Here is a 20,646-nt window from a genome sequence, read left to right on the forward strand (position 1 = left end):
GAAAATTCTGATATCATAAAGTGGAATAACTTAACTTAGAAATGAGGAACAATTATGGACTCTTACAAACAGTATATAAAAGAAGCTTTGCCTAATCTTTCTATACATTCATATAAACAAAATGAAGAAGGATGGGATAATGTAGCGGTTATAGTAAATGAGGAGCTACTGTTTCGTTTCCCGCGAAAACAAGAATATGCAATGCGAATTCCTTTAGAAAAAGAACTGTGCATAATTCTCTCTCATTTGCTACAAGAAATCGAGGTTCCAAAGTATCACCTATTATATAAAAATGATGCTGATACTTTTCCACTTTGTAGTTACTATACTCTCATTCATGGTGAACCTTTTAAAAAAGAAATAGTTACCAAGCTAGAGAAAAAAGAACTTGAAGTAATTATTACACAATTAGCGACTTTCCTTACGGCTCTACATAGTATTCCTTTAAAGCGTGTGAAGGCATTAGAATTCCCTATAGAAAAAACACTCACCTACTGGAAAGAGCTACAAACAAAATTAACCCAATATCTTACTAACAGTCTTACTTCATACCAGAAATCAGCGTTAAATTTTTTATTCGAAAAATTCTTTACATGTATGGATACATCCACTTTTCAAAATACAATTATTCACGCTGACTTTACACATCATCACATTTTATTTGATCACCAAAATAAAACCATTTCAGGTATTATCGATTTTGGTGATGCTCAAATTGGAGATCCCGCCTTTGATTTTGCTGGGCTATATTATGATTTCGGACATGAATTTACTACATCAGTATATGAACAATACAGTAGGCTTAGTTCACACCATGATCCATTACTCATTCACCGCATCACGACCTTTTATCAATACAGTCCTTTACTACATAATATGATTTATAACTTTGAAACAAAGAATGAACTTAAATTCCTAGAAGGTACTGAACAACTGAAAGTAATACTACAGGGATGACATTAAATTCTCTCCCGATATTCTCTCTCTTCATACATCATTAACTTTTTATCCATTTCAACAATGATTTGATACAGTTGAAACGCTTGTAAAATTTGCAGTTGAATTCCAAAAGGAGCATTCTGTTCTTTTAACCATTGAAATACTTTCGTTTCATCTTCCATTGATTATTCCTCCCTTTATTAAAATCTGCTACAAATATACGTTAAATGATGAAAAGCTTTTCATGTCAATAACAAAAAAGGATGCAAAATTGCATCCTTTAATGTACGATATTTTTCTTCTGCTTCGCTTCTTTCTTTACTTCTTCCCTTTGGCATTCACTACGAAACGCACAACTCATACACTCAGAACGAAAATGACGCTCTGTATAATGCTCAGGTTGTTGCAACATTTCTTTCATTCTAGATAAATCAGCCATGCCAGTTATAATATCTTCCTGTTTCGGAATGTACTCATACTTAGTTCCTTCTATTAAATTAATAACTTCAATTTTTCCTGGAAGAATATCGAAAGCTTTATAACTGAATACTGTCATTAACTTTTGACAAAGAGCAAGCATTTCCTCATCCGCATCGACAACATACTTTTTAATTACAAACGACTCAGTACTCCACTCACCAACTTCTAATGTCAATGACATGTGGACACCTAACTCTTCCATATATGTTTGAAATTTTTCATATAAAAATAACGGCGGTGTCTGACTATCATCTCTTTCAACAAACTGTAATAAGTGATCCGTTAACTTCGCTAACACAATATAATACTCCGTCTTTGAAGCAAACATATTAATCCTTACCTTTTTCCAATACTTTTCTATTAATATTAAAAGTACGATTTTCGTTTGTTGGCCCGCAGGTAGTGTGTAATATTCATTAATAATTCGATTCACAATCATTTGTGCGATTTGTTGCCATTCAAATGAAGAAGGTTCTCTTCTTTTTATATGACGGAAATAAAATTTATGCGGACAACGCATAAAATCATACAAATGATAATCTGTCATCGTTTTGATTGCGATTTTCTCATGCACTTGCTCTTCATCTCCCTTCTGCCATTAAGAAAGGTGTTTTACAAATTCAGCTCCAAACTGTAAACATTTTTCTACATCTTCATCTTCTGGCGTTAATTCTACTTTTAGTCCTTCTAACACAACTGCAGCTCCGCGCTCTTGTAGCTTTTCTATTAAAATGTCAACCGCCACGCCGTATTTCGGATAAGCCGAATCACATGATCCGAATACTGCCGCTTTTTTCCCGGTTAAATCAATAGAATCCATTGCATCATAAAAATCTAAGAAATCATCAGGAAGGTCACCATCTCCCCAAGTGTAAGCACCTAAAATAATTCCATCATACTGTTCTAGTATAGAAGCTTCTGGTGAATCCATAATATCGATAACTTCAATTTCATTTTCTGTTTCACGAATTGCACCCGCAATATGATCAGCCATTTCCTCTGTATTTCCACTCATACTTGCAAAAATCATTACTAACTTACTCAACTGAATCTCTCCTTTTACCTTGTATCTCTTTTTCTGTTGGAAGCGTACTCTTCTCATCTACATATTCAGAACGAATTACATTTCGTTGCCATTCCATATGCTGATCAACATCTTTATTTTTATCTTTTAATCCCCTCCGCAGAAGGTGAAATTTTTTTCTCATTAACATTTCTCATCCATCCTATTGATAATAATTATCAATTTCAACTACCCTTAGATTAATTGACAGTGATTATCAATGTCAATAACTATTTTTTAAAAAATGATTAAAATGTACAAGCTTGTCCGTTAGCTATTCATATACTATAAATGAGCATAGTTCTTTCTCAGCCCTCTCTGACGGAAAGAAATAAAAGCAACTGCGATAGAGCGCAGTTGCCTTTTTTTATACTTTTCTATGATTTTAGTAGTCTTATCGCTGTCTCTAAAAATAATTCCACTCCATAAATTAAAGCTGATTCATCTACATCAAATTTCGGATGATGATGCGGATAACAAGTATCTACCTTTTCATTCCCCGTCCCCAATTTAATGAAGCAACCCGGTGCCTTTCTTAAATATGCTGAAAAATCTTCTCCTCCCATAGAAGGTTCAAGCTTCACAATGCGCTCATTCCCAAACAAATGTAGTGCACTTTCTTCTACTACTTTCGTAATATATTCATCATTAATAACCGGATCATATCCGTATCGATACGTATATGTATACTTTCCTCCATGTGCCTTTGTAATTCCTTTCACGATTTGCTCAATTTTCTCTTCTGCTTCTATTCTTAACACTTGATTAAAAGAACGCACAGTCCCCATTAAAGTTGCTGCATTAGGAATAATATTATCAGCCATTCCCCCATGAAACTGCGTAACTGAAACAACTCTTTGCATGAAAGCACTTGTATTTCTTGATACGATATGTTGTAAATTTGTAATAATCTGCGCTCCGATAGCAATAGGATCTATCGTTTCTTCTGGCCTCGCCGCATGCCCTCCTTTCCCTTGAATTTCAACTGTAAATACGTCTGGTGCCGCCATCATCGGTCCATATGCAATTCCGATTTTCCCGCTCTCCAATCCAGACATAACATGTAAACCTATTACATAATCAACACCATCCATCACGCCTGCCTCAACCATTTCTTGTCCCCCGCCAGGATATACCTCTTCTGCGTGCTGAAAGAAGAGACGAATCTCACCTACGAAATCTTCCTTTATATTTGATAGCACCTCTGCTGTACTTAACAAAATAGCTGCGTGAGCATCATGCCCACATGCATGCATCATTCCTTTATTCACAGACGTATAAGATTTCCTTGTCTCCTCTTGAATTGGTAAAGCATCTATATCAGCTCGAATCGCAACTACTTTCCCTTGTCCCGTCCCTCTTTTAATTGCTAGTACACTATATTCCGTCGGTCTCGTTACTTCTAAAGAAGAAAACGAGCATAATGTTTCATATATAAATTGTGAAGTTTCTTTTTCATGAAATGATAATTCCGGATATTTATGAAAATGCTGTCTCCATTTAATAATGTTTTCTTCTGAAATAAGATCCTTCCACATCCTCTTCATCAGAAATTCCTCCTCTTATGAAACTTTAACAATTCATACATTAACTATGAAAAACTCAAACAAATATTACATTTCTATACATTCTCCCAGACCACTTTTATACATTCACACAATCCACTTCCTATTTACATGTCAAACCCGTTACAAATTCATGCTGAATGTAATATAATTGCTAAGTTAGGGATTTTCTTTTTTAGTATTTAGTGCTAATATCAGAAAAGAGCCTTTTGACTTATTTTTACCTAAAATGTGGAATTTTGTTTTTTTCACAATAATGTAGGACATGATACCTACAAAGAGCTATCATTTCATTAAGAGAGGGAAAGACATGGAAAGATTAAAAGAGATATGGTCTCGACCACTCACACAATGGGTTGCAAAGACGGTTTATTACCTTGCAATTTTATTTGCATTGCTTTGGTTGTATGGATTCCATGATACAAACACAAGTACATTTATTTACAACGAATTTTAGGGTGGGAACGTTATGAAGTTATTAGAACAAATTGAAAAGTGGGCTATTGAAACGCCTGATCAAACTGCTTTTGTTTGGCGAGATGCGAAAATTACGTACAAACAATTAAAGGAAGATTCTGATGCGTTAGCACATTGGATTTCTTCTGCGTATCCAGATGATCGTTCACCAATTATGGTGTATGGTCATATGCAACCTGAAATGATTATTAACTTTTTAGGATGTGTAAAAGCTGGACATGCTTATATTCCTGTAGATTTATCTATCCCAGCTGATCGTGTACAACGTATCGCTGAAAATTCTGGTGCGAAACTACTTTTATCAGGAACTGAAGTAACTGTAACTGATTTACCAGTTCGCATTGTAAGTGAAGACAACTTAAAAGATATTTTCTTTACTCATAAAGGGAACACTCCAAATCCTGAACATGCGGTAAAAGGTGATGAGAACTTCTACATTATTTACACATCAGGAAGCACAGGTAATCCGAAAGGGGTTCAGATTACTTATAACTGCCTTGTAAGTTTTACAAAATGGGCTGTAGAAGATTTCAACTTACAAACAGGGCAAGTATTCTTAAACCAAGCACCTTTCTCATTCGATTTATCTGTCATGGATATTTACCCATCATTAGTAACAGGTGGTACACTTTGGGCAATCGATAAAGATATGATTGCACGTCCAAAAGACTTGTTTGCTTCTTTAGAGCAATCGGATATACAAGTATGGACTTCGACACCATCTTTCGCAGAGATGTGTTTAATGGAAGCATCTTTCTCTGAGAGTATGCTACCGAACATGAAAACATTCTTATTCTGCGGTGAAGTGTTACCAAATGAAGTAGCTAGAAAATTAATTGAGCGTTTCCCGAAAGCGACAATTATGAATACGTACGGTCCAACAGAAGCTACTGTCGCTGTAACAGGTATTCACGTTACAGAAGAAGTGCTTGATCAATACAAATCACTTCCAGTTGGCTACTGTAAATCAGATTGCCGCCTTCTTATTATGAAAGAAGATGGTACGATTGCACCTGATGGTGAAAAAGGTGAAATCGTAATTGTCGGTCCAAGCGTAAGCGTTGGATATTTAGGAAGCCCTGAATTAACAGAAAAAGCATTTACTATGATTGACGGTGAGCGCGCCTATAAAACAGGTGATGCTGGCTATGTTGAAAATGGTCTTCTATTCTATAATGGTCGTCTTGATTTCCAAATTAAGCTGCATGGTTATCGAATGGAATTAGAAGAAATTGAGCATCACCTTCGTGCGTGTTCTTACGTAGAAGGAGCAGTTATCGTTCCAATTAAAAAAGGTGAGAAATACGATTATTTATTAGCGGTTGTTGTTCCTGGGGAACATTCATTTGAAAAAGAATTCAAACTAACATCTGCAATTAAAAAAGAACTCAATGAGCGATTACCAAACTACATGATTCCACGTAAATTCATGTATCAATCTTCTATTCCAATGACACCAAATGGAAAGGTAGATCGCAAAAAATTATTGAGTGAGGTTACAGCATGACCGCATATGGATCATTTTATTTTTTCGCTATAGTGGGCATTTTATTAATACCTACTATCATAGCTGGATTAAAAGGTAAAATGTTGCGTAAATATAATGCCGTTTTAACATTAGTCATGATTGCTATTATCTTCTCGGATAAACCGAAGCAAGCGATTATGTTAGCCGCATTTATTATTTGGCAATATGCCCTAATTAAAGGCTATTTAATTTTAAGAAAACAAAATAATAGTACATTCATGTTTTGTATAGCTGTTATTTTATCGATTTTGCCACTTATTTTGGCAAAAATCGCACCATTTGTGCCTGAATTACATTTTATTGTTTTCGCAGGTATGTCTTACGTAACATTTAGAGCAGTACAAATGGTCTTTGAAGTTCGTGATAATTTAATTAAAGAACTTTCCTTCTTTAATTTCTGGGAATTCGTTTTATTCTTCCCTGCGATTTCAAGTGGACCTATCGATCGTTACCGTAGATTCCAAAAAGATATCCAAAAGCCACCTAGCGCTGAGGAATATCAAAAGTTACTATATACAGGGCTTAACCGTATTTTCCAAGGTTTTCTGTATAAATTTATAATTGCGCACTTGATAACAACATATCTTGTAAAGGCAGTATTCGCCAATCAAGATACACTTTTATCTAATGCGATTTTTATGTACGCTACTAGCATGCAATTATTCTTTGACTTTGCAGGTTATAGTGCATTCGTAATTGGTATCAGTTACATGATGGGAATTAAAACTCCTGAAAACTTTAATAAGCCATTCCTTAGTCGTAACATTAAAGACTTCTGGAACCGCTGGCACATGAGTTTATCATTCTGGTTCCGTGATTTTATTTACATGCGTTTCGTCTTTTTTGCAACGAAGAAAAAGTTAATTAAAAACCGCTACACAATTTCGTATATCGGTGCATTTTTAAACTTCTTCATCATGGGAATTTGGCACATCCAAGGAAGCGCTGTTGCGCAGTATGTTATTTATGGTCTATATCATGCCGCACTGTTTATTTTATTCGATATTTTCGAGCGAAAAAACAAGAAGCATAAGTTTTGGCCAAACAATAAATTTACACATGTCCTTGCGATTGTAATTACGTTCCACGTTGTATGTTTCGGTTTCCTAATTTTCTCTGGACACCTTAACAGATACTTTTAATGCACCCTTCTTATACTAGTAAGAAGTTGCACATATAATATATTTCGGATATAAAGGAGATTTTAAAAATGGCAGAATTTAAAGATCAAGTATTAGATATTTTAGAAGAAGTATGTGAAAACGATATTGTGAAAGAAAACTTAGATGTTCAATTATTTGAAGAAGGTATTCTTGATTCTTTCGCTGTAGTATCTTTATTAGTTGAATTCCAAGAGCGTTTAGATATTGAAGTTTCTATTTCTGATTTTGACCGTGACGAGTGGGCTACACCAAACATGGTTATTAAGAAGTTGGAAGAAATCCGATGAACAAAGCAAAATTTGGTCCGATGCTTTTAGCATTGGCCCTTTTTGCTGTATTCTTACTTATTCCAACGCGCTTCCTACTTCCACTTTTAAGTGATGAAAAAGTAGAACAAGCTGCCACTTCTTTAAAAGAAGAAAAGATTCAAAGTATGATATTACAGCAAAAGATGTTAGCAGACCCGAAATACCTTCCGATGTACGGTTCATCGGAATTCGCACGTATGGATGCTTTCCATCCATCAAATTATTTCAAAGTAAAGCCTGAAGGGTTCACACCATTCCTACTTGGACGCGGAGGAACACAAGACCTTGTACATGTGTTAAACTTTGCATCTACTATGGATCAATTGAAGGATAAAAAAATGGTATTCGTTCTTTCTCCTCAATGGTTTGTACCACAAGGTATTGATGAAACACACTTTGCACCTAACTTTTCAAAACAACAAGGCTATCACTTGCTTTTCAATGATGACTTAAAGCCTGAAATGAAAAAGCAAATTGCAAAACGTTTATTAAACTTTGAAATCGTCAAGAAAGAAACTTTACTAAAAATTTCGCTTGAAGGTATCGTTTATGATGATACAAAGCATAAAGTAAAAGCACTTGCTGCTAAACCTTTCGCTTATATTTATCGTAACATTTTAGATCGTAAAGATTTATTTACAGCAATGTTTGATATTAAACCGCATAAAGAAAAACTTGACCCTTCATTAAAACAAATGAATTGGGACGAGGCTCGTAAACATGCAGATCAAACTGGTGCAGTAGAATCAGGTTCTAACGAATATGGTATCGAAGATGATTACTTCAACAGCAAAATCAAGAAGAAATTAAAGCAACGTGAAGGCTACTTAAAAAATGATGCTTATGATCAATCGCCAGAATATGAAGATTTACAAATTGTACTTGATTTATTAAAACAATCTGGTGCAAAACCACTCTTCATTTCTGTTCCTGTAAAAGGTCCTTGGTACGATTACGCTGGCTTCCCGAAAGAACGTCGCGAATTGTACTACAAGAAAGTTCATGAGCAAATTGAGAAAGCTGGCTATCCAATTGCCGACTTCTCAAATCATGAGTATGATAAATACTTCTTAAAAGATCATATGCACTTAGGTTGGAAAGGCTGGGTTTATATCGATGAGGCCATCCAACAATTTTATAAAGCAAACTAATGAAAAGACCACTTGAATTATTCAAGTGGTCTTTTTCTATAAATATTTTGTAATTGTTCGATTACGTTCTCTGCTTCTTTCATAACTCGCTCCACTACATGCTGAGCTGATTCTATTCGTGCTAATGATGACGCTTGCCCTGCCCAAAGCGACATGTATTCTCCTTTATTTTGTTTTGCTGCTTCTTGGCGTATTTTAGAGGTTAATACATTTTGCACTGGATACATCGGAAGCCCTTCTTCTTTCCCTTCATGTCTCTCTATAAATTCATTACGAATACCCCGCGCATATTTCCCGGAAAACGCACGGGTCACAGTTGTACTCGTATCTGTACTATGTAAAACTGCTTCTTTATACACATCATGCGTAATACTTTCTTCACTCGTTAAAAAGGCCGATCCCATTTGAACAGCTTCTGCCCCCAGTGAAAATGCCGCAACAAGCCCTTGTCCGTTCATTACACCACCTGCTGCAACAATTGGGATATGCGGGACTGCTGCTACTAACTGCGGAATTAATGCAAACGTCCCAATCATAGCGTCCTGTTCTTTCCCAATAAACGTTCCTCTATGCCCTCCTGCCTCACTACCTTGACCAACAATAATGTCTACTCCTAATTCAGCAAGCACCCTCGCCTCTCTCACATGAGTAGCTGTTCCTATGACTTTTATTCCTCTTCTTTTTAAGTCATCTATTTCTTCTTTTTCTAACGTTTGAAATGCAAAGCTAACGACTGGTACGTTTTCTTCTACTAACACTTGTAATTGTTCTTTATAGCTTTTAGGAAGCTTTATCGTCTCTTCTTCCTCTATACCGAATTCTCTATTCACTCCGCTAAGTAATACCTTTGCCAAGTTTAATTTCTCTTCTTCTATCTGTATCTCTTTCGTTAGCAGTAAATTAACACCGAAAGGCTTATCAGTTCGTTCCCTTATTTTATTAATTGCTTCACGAATTTGCTCAGGGCTCATATAGCCTGCTCCAAGCGTTCCTAGTCCTCCGCTATTACTTACAGCTGCAACAAGCTCAGGCGTCGTAATCGCACCTGCCATACCTGCTTGAATGATGGGATACTTAATTTGTAATAGATCTATTACGCGACTTGTAAACATCATTTCTCCTCCTATTCCCCTTATATCTTCTTTATTTGACAAACTTTCCCCTTCTTTTACAAGGGTTGAACTTCATAGGAAGCGAATATATTAAAAGGGAAGGAGGCTAAAAACAATGATATATCCAAATGCGTTACAACAAGGTGATACAGTAATGGTTATTGCACCGTCCGGCCCACCAACAATTGAAAATGTATTAAAAGGGGTAACCCTATTACAAGAAATGGGTTTATCTGTAGTAATCGGGAAGAGTGTTTATGAGAAATATGGATATTTAGCTGGAAGTGATCAAGTTCGGCTCGATGATATACATGAAGCATTTACAAATAATGAAGTAAAGGCCATTTTCTGTGCACGAGGTGGTTACGGAAGTGCTCGTCTCCTCCCTCACATTCAATATGAAATCATTCAGCAGAATCCAAAAATCTTTTGGGGATATAGCGATATTACAGCTTTACATACGGCCTTTTCACGTTATGCAAAGCTTGTTACTTTTCATGGTCCAATGGTTGAAGAACTAGGTAAAGGTGTAGATTCTCTTTCTTTATCTTCTTTCAATCAACTATTCCATCCGTATTCAACCATCTTATCTGCTTCAGAATGTATCGTACCTACCTCTCCATGTACAGTTACAGGCACATTGGCGGGAGGAAATTTAACTGTATTAACAAGTATAATTGGCTCACCCTATGAGATAAATACGGCTAATAAACTTTTATTGCTTGAAGACATTGGGGAAGAACCGTATCGCATTGACCGTATGTTAAATCAGCTACTTTTATCTGGCAAGTTTAATGAATGTAGCGGTATTATTTTTACAAGTTGTCACGACTGCACTCCTTCTAAACCATCTCAATCATTGCAAACAATACTATATGAATATTTCGCACCATATCATATACCTGTTCTATTCGGTTTATCGATTGGACATATAAGCCCAAACATCGGGATTCCTCTTGGAGCTACAGCGACAATAAATACAAATAATAAAACACTCTCTATTTCTTCTGGCGTAGCCAATCCGTATTCAAATTAAAAAGGAAAAGCGATTCCGCTTTTCCTTTTATTTATAATAATTAAAAATTCGTCCAGATGCGATATCTGCAACTTCTTCTGGAATAAATGTTTTACTTATATCAGTGCCAACATTTAATACTGCTGTAGCATCTTTCTCAATGCTACCAAATAATTCTTTTCCACGTATCGTAATAAGGGGCGTTCCTTCTGGCAACACGTCTTTTACAAATTCCATTTGCGTAAAGAACGGAACAATCCATCTACCCTCTCCTTGGAAATGACGCAAACGAAGTATTCCTTCTGTTGCCCCGTCCTCTGCTTCTAGTGAACCAGCAACATAAAACTCAGTAGATAAGAGCAATTCATAAAATTCCTTTTGCTTCTGTTTATCGTCCCCTGCTACAACAAGTACTTCTTCTATTCTCTTTACCGGAATTTGCTCCATATGATGCCACCCCTATTTCAAAATGATTGTACTTAAATTATACGAAATATTCTTATTTTTTTCTACATAATTCGCAATTATTTTCTTAAAATAATTTTAATGCTTCTTTTGTCGTCACAATCGTAGCAAACTCTTCATGTAAATTTACAAGTGTCATATTGTGAATATCCTCTGCATTATACTCTTTACCATCTAGACCTTTACGGTTAAAAGTAGCCGTTGCATCACTCACTAAATACGTTGTAAATCCTAAATTTCCTGCCATTCGTGTCGTAGTCTCCACACAATGATTTGTCGTTAATCCTACAACCACTACTGCATTACATTTGTTCTCTCTTAATTGCTCTTCTAAATTTGTCCCAATGAACGCGCTGTTAACGAATTTCTGAATAACCACTTCACCTGGTAGTGGTTGCACCTCTTCTTTAAAGTTTACCGTTTCCGCTCCCTCATAAAACATCGACTGAGCATTTTCTTTATTTACATGTTGAATATGAAAAACTGGTCGTTTCCTTTTTCTCCATTCTTCTAATAACATTCTCATGTTTTCTTCAGCAAAAAGATTATTTCTCTGGCCCCAATATGGTAACCGAAACGCCTTTTGTACATCAATTATAATAAGTGCTATTTGATTAATCATCATTTTCTCCTTCATTTGGCTGTAATTGAAACAGAAAACCAAGTTGTTGCGACGCAGTGATAAAACAAATATAAGCGCAAAGCTCTACAATTTCTTTTTCCGTCCAATATTGTTTCAATGCATGAAACATATTATCATCTATTGCCTTTTTATCATGGACAAATGTATGTGCAAAAGTAACTGCTACACTCATTTCTTCTACCTTTTGCATATCATCAGGTCTTCCCTTTGCCATACAGTACGGACATTCATTCCCGTACGCTAATGTTCTTCTTACTTGCTCCTTTAGCTCTGCCGACAGAGTTCCTTTACTATACAGTGTATTCTCTACCATACTCCATGAATGTAATAGATCTGGATTATGCCCTAATAACTTTTGAAACTTTGTAACTCCTACATTTGATAATGAAATTCTCTCCATCATTTCCCCTCCTATTTCCTTCTTTTTTATTGTAAAATAAATAAAGTTCACTTTACATTTCATATGAATCTTAATTTATATTTTTTCTTTACAAAAATTATTATTTTACTGGAGGTATATTTACAAATGCAACTAGATCGTGTTGATCGAAAAATTTTAAATGAATTATATAATGATAGTCGCCTTTCCATGCGTGAATTGGCGAAACGAGTAAACTTATCTGCTCCGTCTACTGCAGAACGTGTTCGTAAACTTGAAAGTGAAGGCGTTATTCAAAAATACACAATCGATATCGATTATAAAAAAGCAGGACTTGTTTTAGATTGTATTTTAGAAATCACTTTAAAAAATGGTGATACAACACGTATGCAACAGTTTATTCAGTCTTATCCATCTGCAAGTTTTTGTTACCGAGTAACAGGAAGCTTATGCTACATTGTAAAAATTTCTGTTCCTTCACTCGTTGAACTTGAAGACTTTATCAATGATGTTTCTTCATATGCAACGACAGTTTCTCATATCGTATTATCAGAAGTATCTCTTACTCCTGATATCGAACACATCTTCCCAGAAGATTAATTTATTTTTATTCATAAAATACAAAAAAACCCCTTACAATAAGAATAAAAATGATATATTATGTATTAAAATACATAAAGTTCGAGAAAGGGGCTTTACATTGAAAATCTGGTTTTATGAAAAAACAGCACAATTAGATGATTTACTTGGCATTTGGGATAATGTTCCCACTATCCCTCGAATTGGTGAAAAAGTGGAGATTTTAAAAACAGTCCGCACTGTTACAGATATTAAATATGTAAAGAACGGTAATAATTTTCGTGTAGAAATTATTACAAATTAAAAAGTAGCTCCTAAGGAGCTACTTTTTAATTATCTATCAAGTGCTTTCTTTATAACGATTTTATCTTCTTCTACAGATACTGTTACATAATCATTTTCTTCTAATCGAAGCTTATTTACTGCTTCATCTGGTAGCTCTACAGCCATCAGTCTATCTGTTACGATCACTTGACTATACACTTCATTTTCTTGTAATGCACTCACCACTTTTTCCTCATTTATAAAGCGTACTGTTGGCACACCTACTTCTTTTACTGTACGCCATTGCTTCCAAACGTAAGGAATTAACCAAAGTAATCCAACAACTGTCAGACCAATACCGATCCATAAATTACTTTGCGCTTGTAATTCAAGAATTGAAATTGCACTACTCTCTTCTCCACCGACAAATTGCATACTTGTTGCAATCAAATTATTTAGAGCGTGTACAGCGATATTCGTCCATATATTTTTCGTCTTTATGTATAAAAGACACATTACAATACCAAACATAAATGCACCAATAACATCAAAATGTCCTAAACCAAAAATAAGTGAAGATATGATTACAGCTTTTTTAATTCCCCATTTATGAGCCATTCGCTGTAAAAAGAAGCCCCTAAAAATAACCTCTTCCATAATAGGTGCTAATACACATGCTGAAATGAAAGTAAATATCGTCATATATATGTTACTCGTATTAATAACATTTACGTCTTCTAACATGGTAACTAAGAAATTCGGTAACGTATGTGCTAATATGTAAAATTGAATATGAGATATACCAACTGAAAAAATCATTCCCATTATCGTTGCTAATACAATTAATCCCCACGGTAAACGTCCTGGCTTATCAAAAAAACTGTTAAACACAACATTATTTTTATTTGTTTTTACGTATAACCAAAATAATGGAAATACAAAAAATACAGTTATTTGTGAAATAACCTCTAGCGCATTCTCAGAAACATTTGCTAGATCTAATGGAATCATCGTAAGGAACAACCCTATAATCATCCATCCCAAAAAACTGCGTAGTCTTATGCGTGAAAATGCATAATGCATGTAGAACACCCCCAAAGATAATAAAAACAAATGGTCTGATAACTAAATTATAATTTGGATATAGTCGAAATTCCTCCTATTTTTCTCAATTACTTTCAAACAACATATCTCTTAAAATACCATATCACTGTTCTTCAAGCTGCCATTTAAGAGGAGGTTATGTAATAAAAAATCCCCGTTTCTACAAGCGGGGATTTCTTTTATTATAATACGTCACGTTTTTGGAATAATGCACTTGATGCTATTAGCAATACAACAAAGTATGCAGCTACAAGTAATAATGAAGTTGTAAATGTAAATTCTGTAAATGTAGGTTCCATTCCGCCACTTACTAATTTATTGCTATCGTACACACTTAAATTTAAATGGAAAAACACTACAAATTTCGCTACACCTTTTGCAAACATCATTAATACCATATTAATTGGTCCTTGTAAAAAGAAGAGGAACATCGTAATAATCAATGGTAATACAGACTTTCTAAATACGTTTGCTAAGAAAAATGCAAGCGTCGCAAAGAAGAACGGTGAAAGTACTTGATATAAAGTAGATTTCATTACGATTCCTACCGTTAATTCTGTTTTACTACCATCCATTACAATTCCGCCAATAATCATTGTAATTAACGTGCTAGCAAATATGATAAATACTATAGTAAGTAGCACTGTAATATATTTAGAGAATAAAACTGTAATTCGTTTTCTTGGACGGATTAATAACTGCTTAATTGTGCCTTTTTGGAACTCATCAGTAATCATACGAGAAGCAATCGTAATTCCAAAAATTGTTGCAAACAAAGTAATTAAACCAATCTCTGAACTTGCAAAATCTAAATATGATCCTTTAAATTCACTTCCGTCTCCCCATTTCAGCATCGCTAAAACTCCCAAAATCTCCAATATTGCAATTACACCAATTAAAATATACATACCTTTTTTCGCATGTAACTTTAAAAATTCATTTTGAATTAATTTAAACATTACGCTTTCACTCCCCCTGTAATCGCTAAGAACTCATCCTCTAACGTTTTATTTTGAACAGTAACTCCGTATACAAGCACATCGTCATTTACAAGTTTTTTTACAAGTTGTGGGATTTCTTCTTTCATTACAGATACTGCAATTATATTTCCTTGCGCCTTACCTTTAATGATTTCATTTGCTTTCTGTACTTGATCTACTTCAAACGCTACAACTACTGTCTCATCGTGTTTCGCTTGTTCATGTAAGTTGTACTCTTGCACAAACTCACCTTGCTTAATAATAACGACGCGATCACACATGAGTTCAATTTCACTTAATAAGTGACTTGATACGATTACAGCAATATTCTCTTCTTTCGCTAAACGTTGTAAATAATCACGAATTTGGCGAATACCAGCTGGATCTAATCCATTTGTCGGCTCATCTAAAATTAAGATTTTTGGCTGATGAAGTAATGCCTGTGCAATTCCTAAACGTTGTTTCATACCAAGTGAATATGTTTTCACCTTTTTATGAATTGCATGCTCTAATTCAACAAGCTTTACAATCTCAGCAATGCGCTCTTTACTAATTGGTGTAATTGCCATATTCGCAAAATGCTTTAAGTTTTGCATTCCAGTCATATAATCATATAGTTCAGGATTTTCTACAATCGCTCCAATTTGCTCTAGCGCCTTTTCACGCTCCGTGCGAATACTATGACCACAAATTGTAATATCGCCCTCTGTCATTGATATAAGACCTGTCATCATACGAATTGTCGTCGTTTTACCACTACCGTTCGGTCCAAGAAACCCGTACACTTCCCCTTCGCGAACTTCAAATGATAAACCGCGGATAATTTCCGTTCCACCAATCTTTTTTCGAACATTCTCTAACTTTACTACTACGTTTCCCAATGTCGATTCCTCCTTTAGACTTCTAGTTTTTTATCGATTATGCGACCTGTTATATAAACAAGTAGAACAAATATACCGATTGAAAAAGTAAGACTATATAAATTCATAAGTCTTTCTGGATATAGTATGAGATTCATATCCGCTGATTCATCTATATAAACTAATTTTTTAATAAAAGTAGGTATAGGCGCAAGTCGGCCCAGCATTTCATATATCAGATTGATTACTTTCGTTACTAGTAAAAATAGGAAGAAAATAATTACGTACTCCATTTTTTTCTTTTTCAAAGAAAATACTTTCACACCAGCTACTGTAAAAAGTAAGACTAACAATATACTTGATAAATTAAATACATATAACACGCTACTAAATAACTGCTTTACCATATCTAGCGTAAGTGTACTTTCGGTAAATAACAATTCATGGAGTTCTGTACCTTTTATTACTTTCATCGAGATACTATAGAAAAACATAGCACCTATTACTTCAAAACACATTAAGCTAATTGCTGCATATGACAATATTGCTAAAACAATTTTTTTACCAGATATCGGTGTTAACCGAAATAATTTACTTTCAGTCATTTTCCCAAACGCAGACATCGCCTGCAGAAATACTAATACCGCAAAAATTAAATAAACTAAGAATACTAAAGCAATTGTAATCATTTGCCTTACTTCTCCTGATTCTTGTTTAATATAATTCCCCATACTTACAAAAGCGACAGCTGCAATAAATATGAATGACAATAACGAAATGAAAATTTGTTTTTTATTCGCATTGTACATATATATTAAACTGGCCTTCATCTACTAAACACCTCCTTAAACAAATCCGTAACAGCTTTTCCTCGTTGGAAACGTAATTCTTCTACATTTTCATGCAGTACACTTTCACCATCTTTTAAAAAGATTACTTCGTCAAAAATATTTTCCACTTCTCCAATTAAATGTGTTGCAATTAAAATCGTACAATCTTCGCGATAAAACTGTAAAATAAGTTCTAATACGTGTTCTCTAGAAACAAGATCAATTCCGCCAAGCGGTTCATCTAGTACGTATAACTTTGCTTTCCTCGAAAATGTTAAAATAATTTGTAGCTTTTCAACCATACCTTTTGATAAAGCTGTAATTTTTTCTTCTAACGGTATTTTAAATTCCGCAATCGTATCTACCGCTTTTTGAATGTCGAAGTCTTTATAAAAATCTCGATAGAAGAATAAAGAATCTTTTACCGTCATCCAATCATCAAATACTGGTTTATCCGACATAAAAGAAACAATTTCTTTCGTTTCTAATCCTACTTTTTTACCAGCGATTGTAATACTGCCTTTAGAAGGATGCTGCAGACCGGCAATCATTTTCAATAACGTCGTTTTCCCACTCCCGTTATCTCCAACGAGTCCTATAATTTTCCCTTCCGTAATCTCTATGTTTAATTCACGAATCACTGCTTTTAATCCGTATCTCTTCCATAAGTTTTCTATTTTTAATAACTCTGTCATTCGCTCTCCTCCCTCTTCTCATGTAATGAAGAACGAAGGATTGTAAGAATTTCTTCTTCTGAAAAACCTAAATTGTCCATTCCATCTATAAAAGAATGAAGTAATTCTTTCGCCATCTCTTTTCGCAGCTCCATAATTTTCTCCCCTTCATTCGTTACATATCGTCCCATTCCTCTACGCGTTACAACAACCCCATCCCGTTCTAGCTCTTGAAATGTACGCTGAATCGTATTTGGATTTACTTGTAATTCACTCGCTAATTCACGTACAGAGGGAATTTTATCACCAGGCAATAAATGTCCTGTTACGATTTCTTTTTTTATGTATTCCATTACCTGAATGTAAATTGGTGTATTTGGAGAAAACTCTATTTTCATTTCTTCCCTCCTTTTGTATCGGTGTACTAGTTAAATAATACACCGATACAAAAGGCTTGTAAATACCCATTTAATTACAAAAAAGTTCTATCCAGCTAATGGATAGAACTTTTTTAACGAAAATCGTTATATGAAAATAATAGTGTTATGTAAACAAATCCATAAAGAAAAGCTGTCTTATCAATGAATAAGACAGCTTTTCTTTATGATCGTATATTAAAAATTAAACACGAAGTCATCGTCAGATAACTTTTCAACGTTCGTTGCTTTTACGTAACCATTCCCTTTTACAGAGAAGAAATCATGGTTTTTCGTATCTGTACGTAAACCATTTAAAACGATTGGGTTAATTTCTTCTTCTTCAAACTTCGGCTCAAGTCCTAAGTTCATAAGTCCTTTATTCGCATTGTAACGAACGAAACGATTTACATCCTCTACAAGACCGATAGAAGTGTAAATTTCTTCTGTGTATGCCATTTCAATTTCATATAGTTCCATTAATAACTCTTGTGTTTCTTTTTGCACTTCTTGTTGATCTTCTGCAGAAAGTTCTGCGAAGAGTTGTTGTGCTAAAATACCGACGAATACGCCGTGGATTGACTCATCACGAATTATTAGGTTAATAATCTCACCACTTGCCGTCAATTTACCTTGACCTGCTAAGTAAAGTGGGTAGAAGAATCCACTATAGAATAAGTAACTTTCTAAAAATACACTTGCTACCATCGCCATGTATAACTCTTTTTTCGTTACTTCAGGCTTTAATAAACGACGATAATAACTAGTAACAATACCAGCCTTTTTCTCAAGTAATGGATGTTTATCTACCCATTCAAAAATATCATCGATTTCTTCTTCAGTAGCTAACGTTGTGAAAATATGACTGTAACTCTTCGCATGTACTTCTTCCATAGCTCCCATGAAAGCTAATACACTTTTCGCTTGTAAATTTTCAAGATGAACAAGTACAAGTGGCATCCCTTCGCCACCTTGTTTCGTATCTAAAAGTGTTAAACCACCTAATACACGCTTATAAGCAATTTGCTCTTCTTTTGATAATTGCGCCCAAGTATTTTTGTCAGAAGACACTGCGATTTCTTCTTCTGTCCAAAACTGAGCGATGTTTTGCTTCCAAAACATTAAACTAAAATCATCTTCTTTTTTGTTCCAGTTTACCGCACGCATTCAATCGCCCCTTCTCTAAATAAACATGAAAAATTGATAACTAAGCATGAGCAGGGTTCAGAAAACCCTGCTCATCATGTCTCACTTTTTATATTAAACGGTACAAGCCACGCACTCTTCCACGCTTAATTTACGTGTTCTCGTATAATACAGACTCTTTAAGCCTTTTTTATGTGCATAGATGTAGTAACGTGCTAATTCACGTGTTGAAATATCACTATTAACGTAAAGAATTGTACTAATTCCTTGGTCAATATGTTCTTGAATTTCTGCGATTAAATCAATTAATTTAAACTGATTCATATCGTAAGAAGATTTATAGTACCAGAACGTATCTTTTGATAAATACGGCATTGGATAATATGTTGTCGCATTCGCATATGTTCTTGATTCGATTTGACTTACGATTGGCATTACGCTTGAAGTTGCATTTTGAACGTAACTGATAGATTGTGTTGGAGCAATAGCAAGACGGTAGGAATTATATAATCCATTCTTCTTCACTTGCTCTTTTAAACTTGTCCAATCTTCTTTTGTTGGAATATGAATTCCTTCAAATAATTGCTGAACTTTTTCAGTTACTGGGCTGTAATCTGTCGTTTCATACTTTTCAAAGTATGTGCCGTTCGCATAATCAGACTTATCGAAGTCTTTAAATGTTTCGCCTTTTTCTTTAGCGATTTCCATACTTTTCTCAATAGAGTAGTAATTTAACATCATAAAGAATGTACGAGCGAACTCTTTCGCTTCTGCACTTTCATATGCGATTTTGTTTTTTGATAAATATCCGTGTAAGTTCATTGCGCCAAGTCCAACTGAATGAAGCTCATCATTTGCTTTTTTCACAGTTGGTGCATTCGGAATGATCGTCATATCAGAAACAGCTGTTAAAGCTTCCATTCCCGCATGAACGGCTTCACGAATTTCTTTATTTTCCATTACATTCACGATATTTAACGATCCTAAATTACAGTTAATATCACGACGGATAATATCATCTGTACCATAATCATTTATTTCAGAAGTTTCTTGAAGCTGGAAGATTTCTGTACATAAGTTCGACATCTTCACAGTTCCAATATCCTTCAATGGATGTTGATTATTTGCATTTGATTTAAACATTAAGTATGGGTAACCAGACTCAAGCTGAATCATAGCGATTTTAATAAGCATATCACGTGCACTAATATCTAGCGGCTTCTTCTTCACTTTCGGATTGCTCATTAATTCATCGTACATTTCATCGATATCAATATCATCTAAATGCTTTCCGTATTCTTTATACACCGTATAAGGCGCGAAAACATGGAAAGGTTCGTTTTTCTCAGCTAGCTCAAAGAACTTACTTGGCACGATAATTCCGATTGATAGAGACTGAATACGGCTCTTCTCATCAGCATTTATTTTTTTGGTCAACTCGTCTTCATATTTCTATGAAGGTTGGACTATATCATCAACCTGTAACTGGTTGCCTTGCACTTCGA

At 34.7% G+C, this 20,646-nt stretch carries 25 protein-coding genes and 1 pseudogene; 9 read left to right on the top strand and 17 right to left on the bottom strand.

Annotation, left to right across the window (positions count from 1 at the left end):
• Positions 1-54 precede the first annotated feature (54 nt).
• Entirely contained in the window at positions 55-957 is a 903-nt protein-coding gene (locus QEP67_RS20940) for an aminoglycoside phosphotransferase family protein (RefSeq protein WP_000379014.1), read from the top strand.
• Positions 958-959: 2 nt separating this feature from the next.
• Here the strand turns inward: QEP67_RS20940 and QEP67_RS20945 are convergent, their stop codons facing one another.
• From QEP67_RS20945 to QEP67_RS20965, 5 genes are all read right to left on the bottom strand, one after another.
• Entirely contained in the window at positions 960-1,121 is a 162-nt protein-coding gene (locus tag QEP67_RS20945) for a hypothetical protein (RefSeq protein WP_000389250.1), read from the bottom strand.
• A 98-nt stretch (positions 1,122-1,219) separates the two neighbouring features.
• Positions 1,220-1,993: a hypothetical protein gene (locus QEP67_RS20950; RefSeq protein WP_000544551.1), complete on the bottom strand. Its 774-nt coding sequence runs from the start codon at positions 1,991-1,993 to the stop codon at positions 1,220-1,222.
• Between the two features lie 24 nt (positions 1,994-2,017).
• The gene (locus QEP67_RS20955; protein WP_000041146.1) at positions 2,018-2,464 is read right to left on the bottom strand and encodes a flavodoxin; all 447 of its coding nucleotides are present in this window, start codon (positions 2,462-2,464) and stop codon (positions 2,018-2,020) included.
• A complete protein-coding gene (locus QEP67_RS20960; RefSeq protein ID WP_016088748.1) occupies positions 2,457-2,633 on the bottom strand; it encodes a hypothetical protein in 177 nt (58 codons plus the stop codon). The genes QEP67_RS20955 and QEP67_RS20960 overlap by 8 nt, the downstream gene beginning before the upstream one ends.
• 226 nt (positions 2,634-2,859) lie before the next feature.
• Entirely contained in the window at positions 2,860-4,029 is a 1,170-nt protein-coding gene (locus QEP67_RS20965) for an amidohydrolase (protein WP_000827669.1), read from the bottom strand.
• Between the two features lie 328 nt (positions 4,030-4,357).
• Here QEP67_RS20965 and QEP67_RS20970 point away from each other — a divergent pair, with 328 nt between their 5' ends.
• From QEP67_RS20970 to dltD, 5 genes are all read left to right on the top strand, one after another.
• Complete coding sequence (locus QEP67_RS20970) at positions 4,358-4,504, top strand: teichoic acid D-Ala incorporation-associated protein DltX (RefSeq protein ID WP_000440293.1); 147 nt, start codon at positions 4,358-4,360, stop codon at positions 4,502-4,504.
• A 12-nt stretch (positions 4,505-4,516) separates the two neighbouring features.
• Positions 4,517-6,031, top strand: a complete 1,515-nt coding sequence (gene dltA / locus QEP67_RS20975; protein WP_000770515.1) for a D-alanine--poly(phosphoribitol) ligase subunit DltA — start codon at positions 4,517-4,519, stop codon at positions 6,029-6,031.
• On the top strand, positions 6,028-7,194 hold the full coding sequence (gene dltB, locus QEP67_RS20980; protein ID WP_000127922.1) for a D-alanyl-lipoteichoic acid biosynthesis protein DltB: 1,167 nt from the start codon (positions 6,028-6,030) through the stop codon (positions 7,192-7,194). The genes dltA and dltB overlap by 4 nt, the downstream gene beginning before the upstream one ends.
• A 68-nt stretch (positions 7,195-7,262) precedes the next feature.
• A complete protein-coding gene (gene dltC, locus QEP67_RS20985; protein WP_000807307.1) occupies positions 7,263-7,502 on the top strand; it encodes a D-alanine--poly(phosphoribitol) ligase subunit DltC in 240 nt (79 codons plus the stop codon).
• The gene (gene dltD, locus QEP67_RS20990) at positions 7,499-8,674 is read left to right on the top strand and encodes a D-alanyl-lipoteichoic acid biosynthesis protein DltD (RefSeq protein WP_001030275.1); all 1,176 of its coding nucleotides are present in this window, start codon (positions 7,499-7,501) and stop codon (positions 8,672-8,674) included. The genes dltC and dltD overlap by 4 nt, the downstream gene beginning before the upstream one ends.
• Positions 8,675-8,691: 17 nt before the next feature.
• Here the strand turns inward: dltD and QEP67_RS20995 are convergent, their stop codons facing one another.
• A complete protein-coding gene (locus QEP67_RS20995; RefSeq protein WP_000495247.1) occupies positions 8,692-9,786 on the bottom strand; it encodes a nitronate monooxygenase in 1,095 nt (364 codons plus the stop codon).
• 115 nt (positions 9,787-9,901) lie between these two features.
• Between QEP67_RS20995 and QEP67_RS21000 the strand changes: the two genes are divergently transcribed.
• Positions 9,902-10,822, top strand: coding sequence for an LD-carboxypeptidase (locus QEP67_RS21000; RefSeq protein WP_000640097.1), 921 nt, complete (start codon positions 9,902-9,904; stop codon positions 10,820-10,822).
• Between the two features lie 27 nt (positions 10,823-10,849).
• Here the strand turns inward: QEP67_RS21000 and QEP67_RS21005 are convergent, their stop codons facing one another.
• From QEP67_RS21005 to QEP67_RS21015, 3 genes are all read right to left on the bottom strand, one after another.
• Positions 10,850-11,248: an SseB family protein gene (locus QEP67_RS21005; protein WP_000435201.1), complete on the bottom strand. Its 399-nt coding sequence runs from the start codon at positions 11,246-11,248 to the stop codon at positions 10,850-10,852.
• Between the two features lie 85 nt (positions 11,249-11,333).
• A complete protein-coding gene (locus tag QEP67_RS21010; protein ID WP_000609835.1) occupies positions 11,334-11,888 on the bottom strand; it encodes a cysteine hydrolase family protein in 555 nt (184 codons plus the stop codon).
• Positions 11,881-12,372 (bottom strand): carboxymuconolactone decarboxylase family protein, encoded by a 492-nt coding sequence (locus QEP67_RS21015; protein ID WP_074651553.1) that lies wholly within the window; start codon positions 12,370-12,372, stop codon positions 11,881-11,883. The genes QEP67_RS21010 and QEP67_RS21015 overlap by 8 nt, the downstream gene beginning before the upstream one ends.
• A 63-nt stretch (positions 12,373-12,435) precedes the next feature.
• On the opposite strand from QEP67_RS21015, the gene QEP67_RS21020 reads away from it, so the two are divergent.
• Positions 12,436-12,888 (top strand): Lrp/AsnC family transcriptional regulator, encoded by a 453-nt coding sequence (locus tag QEP67_RS21020; RefSeq protein ID WP_001175492.1) that lies wholly within the window; start codon positions 12,436-12,438, stop codon positions 12,886-12,888.
• A 100-nt stretch (positions 12,889-12,988) separates the two neighbouring features.
• Positions 12,989-13,171: a DUF3913 family protein gene (locus tag QEP67_RS21025; RefSeq protein WP_000707107.1), complete on the top strand. Its 183-nt coding sequence runs from the start codon at positions 12,989-12,991 to the stop codon at positions 13,169-13,171.
• Between the two features lie 29 nt (positions 13,172-13,200).
• On the opposite strand, the gene QEP67_RS21030 is transcribed toward QEP67_RS21025, so the two are convergent.
• From QEP67_RS21030 to QEP67_RS21065, 8 genes and pseudogenes are all read right to left on the bottom strand, one after another.
• Entirely contained in the window at positions 13,201-14,214 is a 1,014-nt protein-coding gene (locus tag QEP67_RS21030) for a CPBP family intramembrane glutamic endopeptidase (RefSeq protein WP_353706404.1), read from the bottom strand.
• Between the two features lie 203 nt (positions 14,215-14,417).
• Positions 14,418-15,194 carry an ABC transporter permease gene (locus QEP67_RS21035; RefSeq protein ID WP_353706405.1) on the bottom strand — a complete coding sequence of 259 codons (777 nt, stop codon included), beginning with the start codon at positions 15,192-15,194 and terminating at the stop codon, positions 14,418-14,420.
• Positions 15,194-16,096 (bottom strand): ABC transporter ATP-binding protein, encoded by a 903-nt coding sequence (locus QEP67_RS21040; protein WP_000528796.1) that lies wholly within the window; start codon positions 16,094-16,096, stop codon positions 15,194-15,196. Before QEP67_RS21040 ends, QEP67_RS21035 begins: the two co-directional genes overlap by 1 nt.
• 14 nt (positions 16,097-16,110) lie before the next feature.
• On the bottom strand, positions 16,111-16,905 hold the full coding sequence (locus QEP67_RS21045; protein ID WP_000647931.1) for a hypothetical protein: 795 nt from the start codon (positions 16,903-16,905) through the stop codon (positions 16,111-16,113).
• A complete protein-coding gene (locus tag QEP67_RS21050; protein WP_000137729.1) occupies positions 16,902-17,600 on the bottom strand; it encodes an ABC transporter ATP-binding protein in 699 nt (232 codons plus the stop codon). Before QEP67_RS21050 ends, QEP67_RS21045 begins: the two co-directional genes overlap by 4 nt.
• Positions 17,597-17,977 (bottom strand): GntR family transcriptional regulator, encoded by a 381-nt coding sequence (locus QEP67_RS21055; RefSeq protein ID WP_000687513.1) that lies wholly within the window; start codon positions 17,975-17,977, stop codon positions 17,597-17,599. Before QEP67_RS21055 ends, QEP67_RS21050 begins: the two co-directional genes overlap by 4 nt.
• Before the next feature lie 216 nt (positions 17,978-18,193).
• Positions 18,194-19,162: a class 1b ribonucleoside-diphosphate reductase subunit beta gene (nrdF, locus tag QEP67_RS21060; protein WP_001203009.1), complete on the bottom strand. Its 969-nt coding sequence runs from the start codon at positions 19,160-19,162 to the stop codon at positions 18,194-18,196.
• A gap of 93 nt (positions 19,163-19,255) precedes the next feature.
• A pseudogene (locus tag QEP67_RS21065) lies at positions 19,256-20,575 on the bottom strand (ribonucleoside-diphosphate reductase subunit alpha); the annotation flags it as partial.
• Between the last annotated feature and the right edge of the window lie 71 nt (positions 20,576-20,646).

The organism is Bacillus cereus group sp. MS39 (assembly GCF_040448665.1).
Lineage (GTDB): Bacteria > Bacillota > Bacilli > Bacillales > Bacillaceae_G > Bacillus_A > Bacillus_A wiedmannii.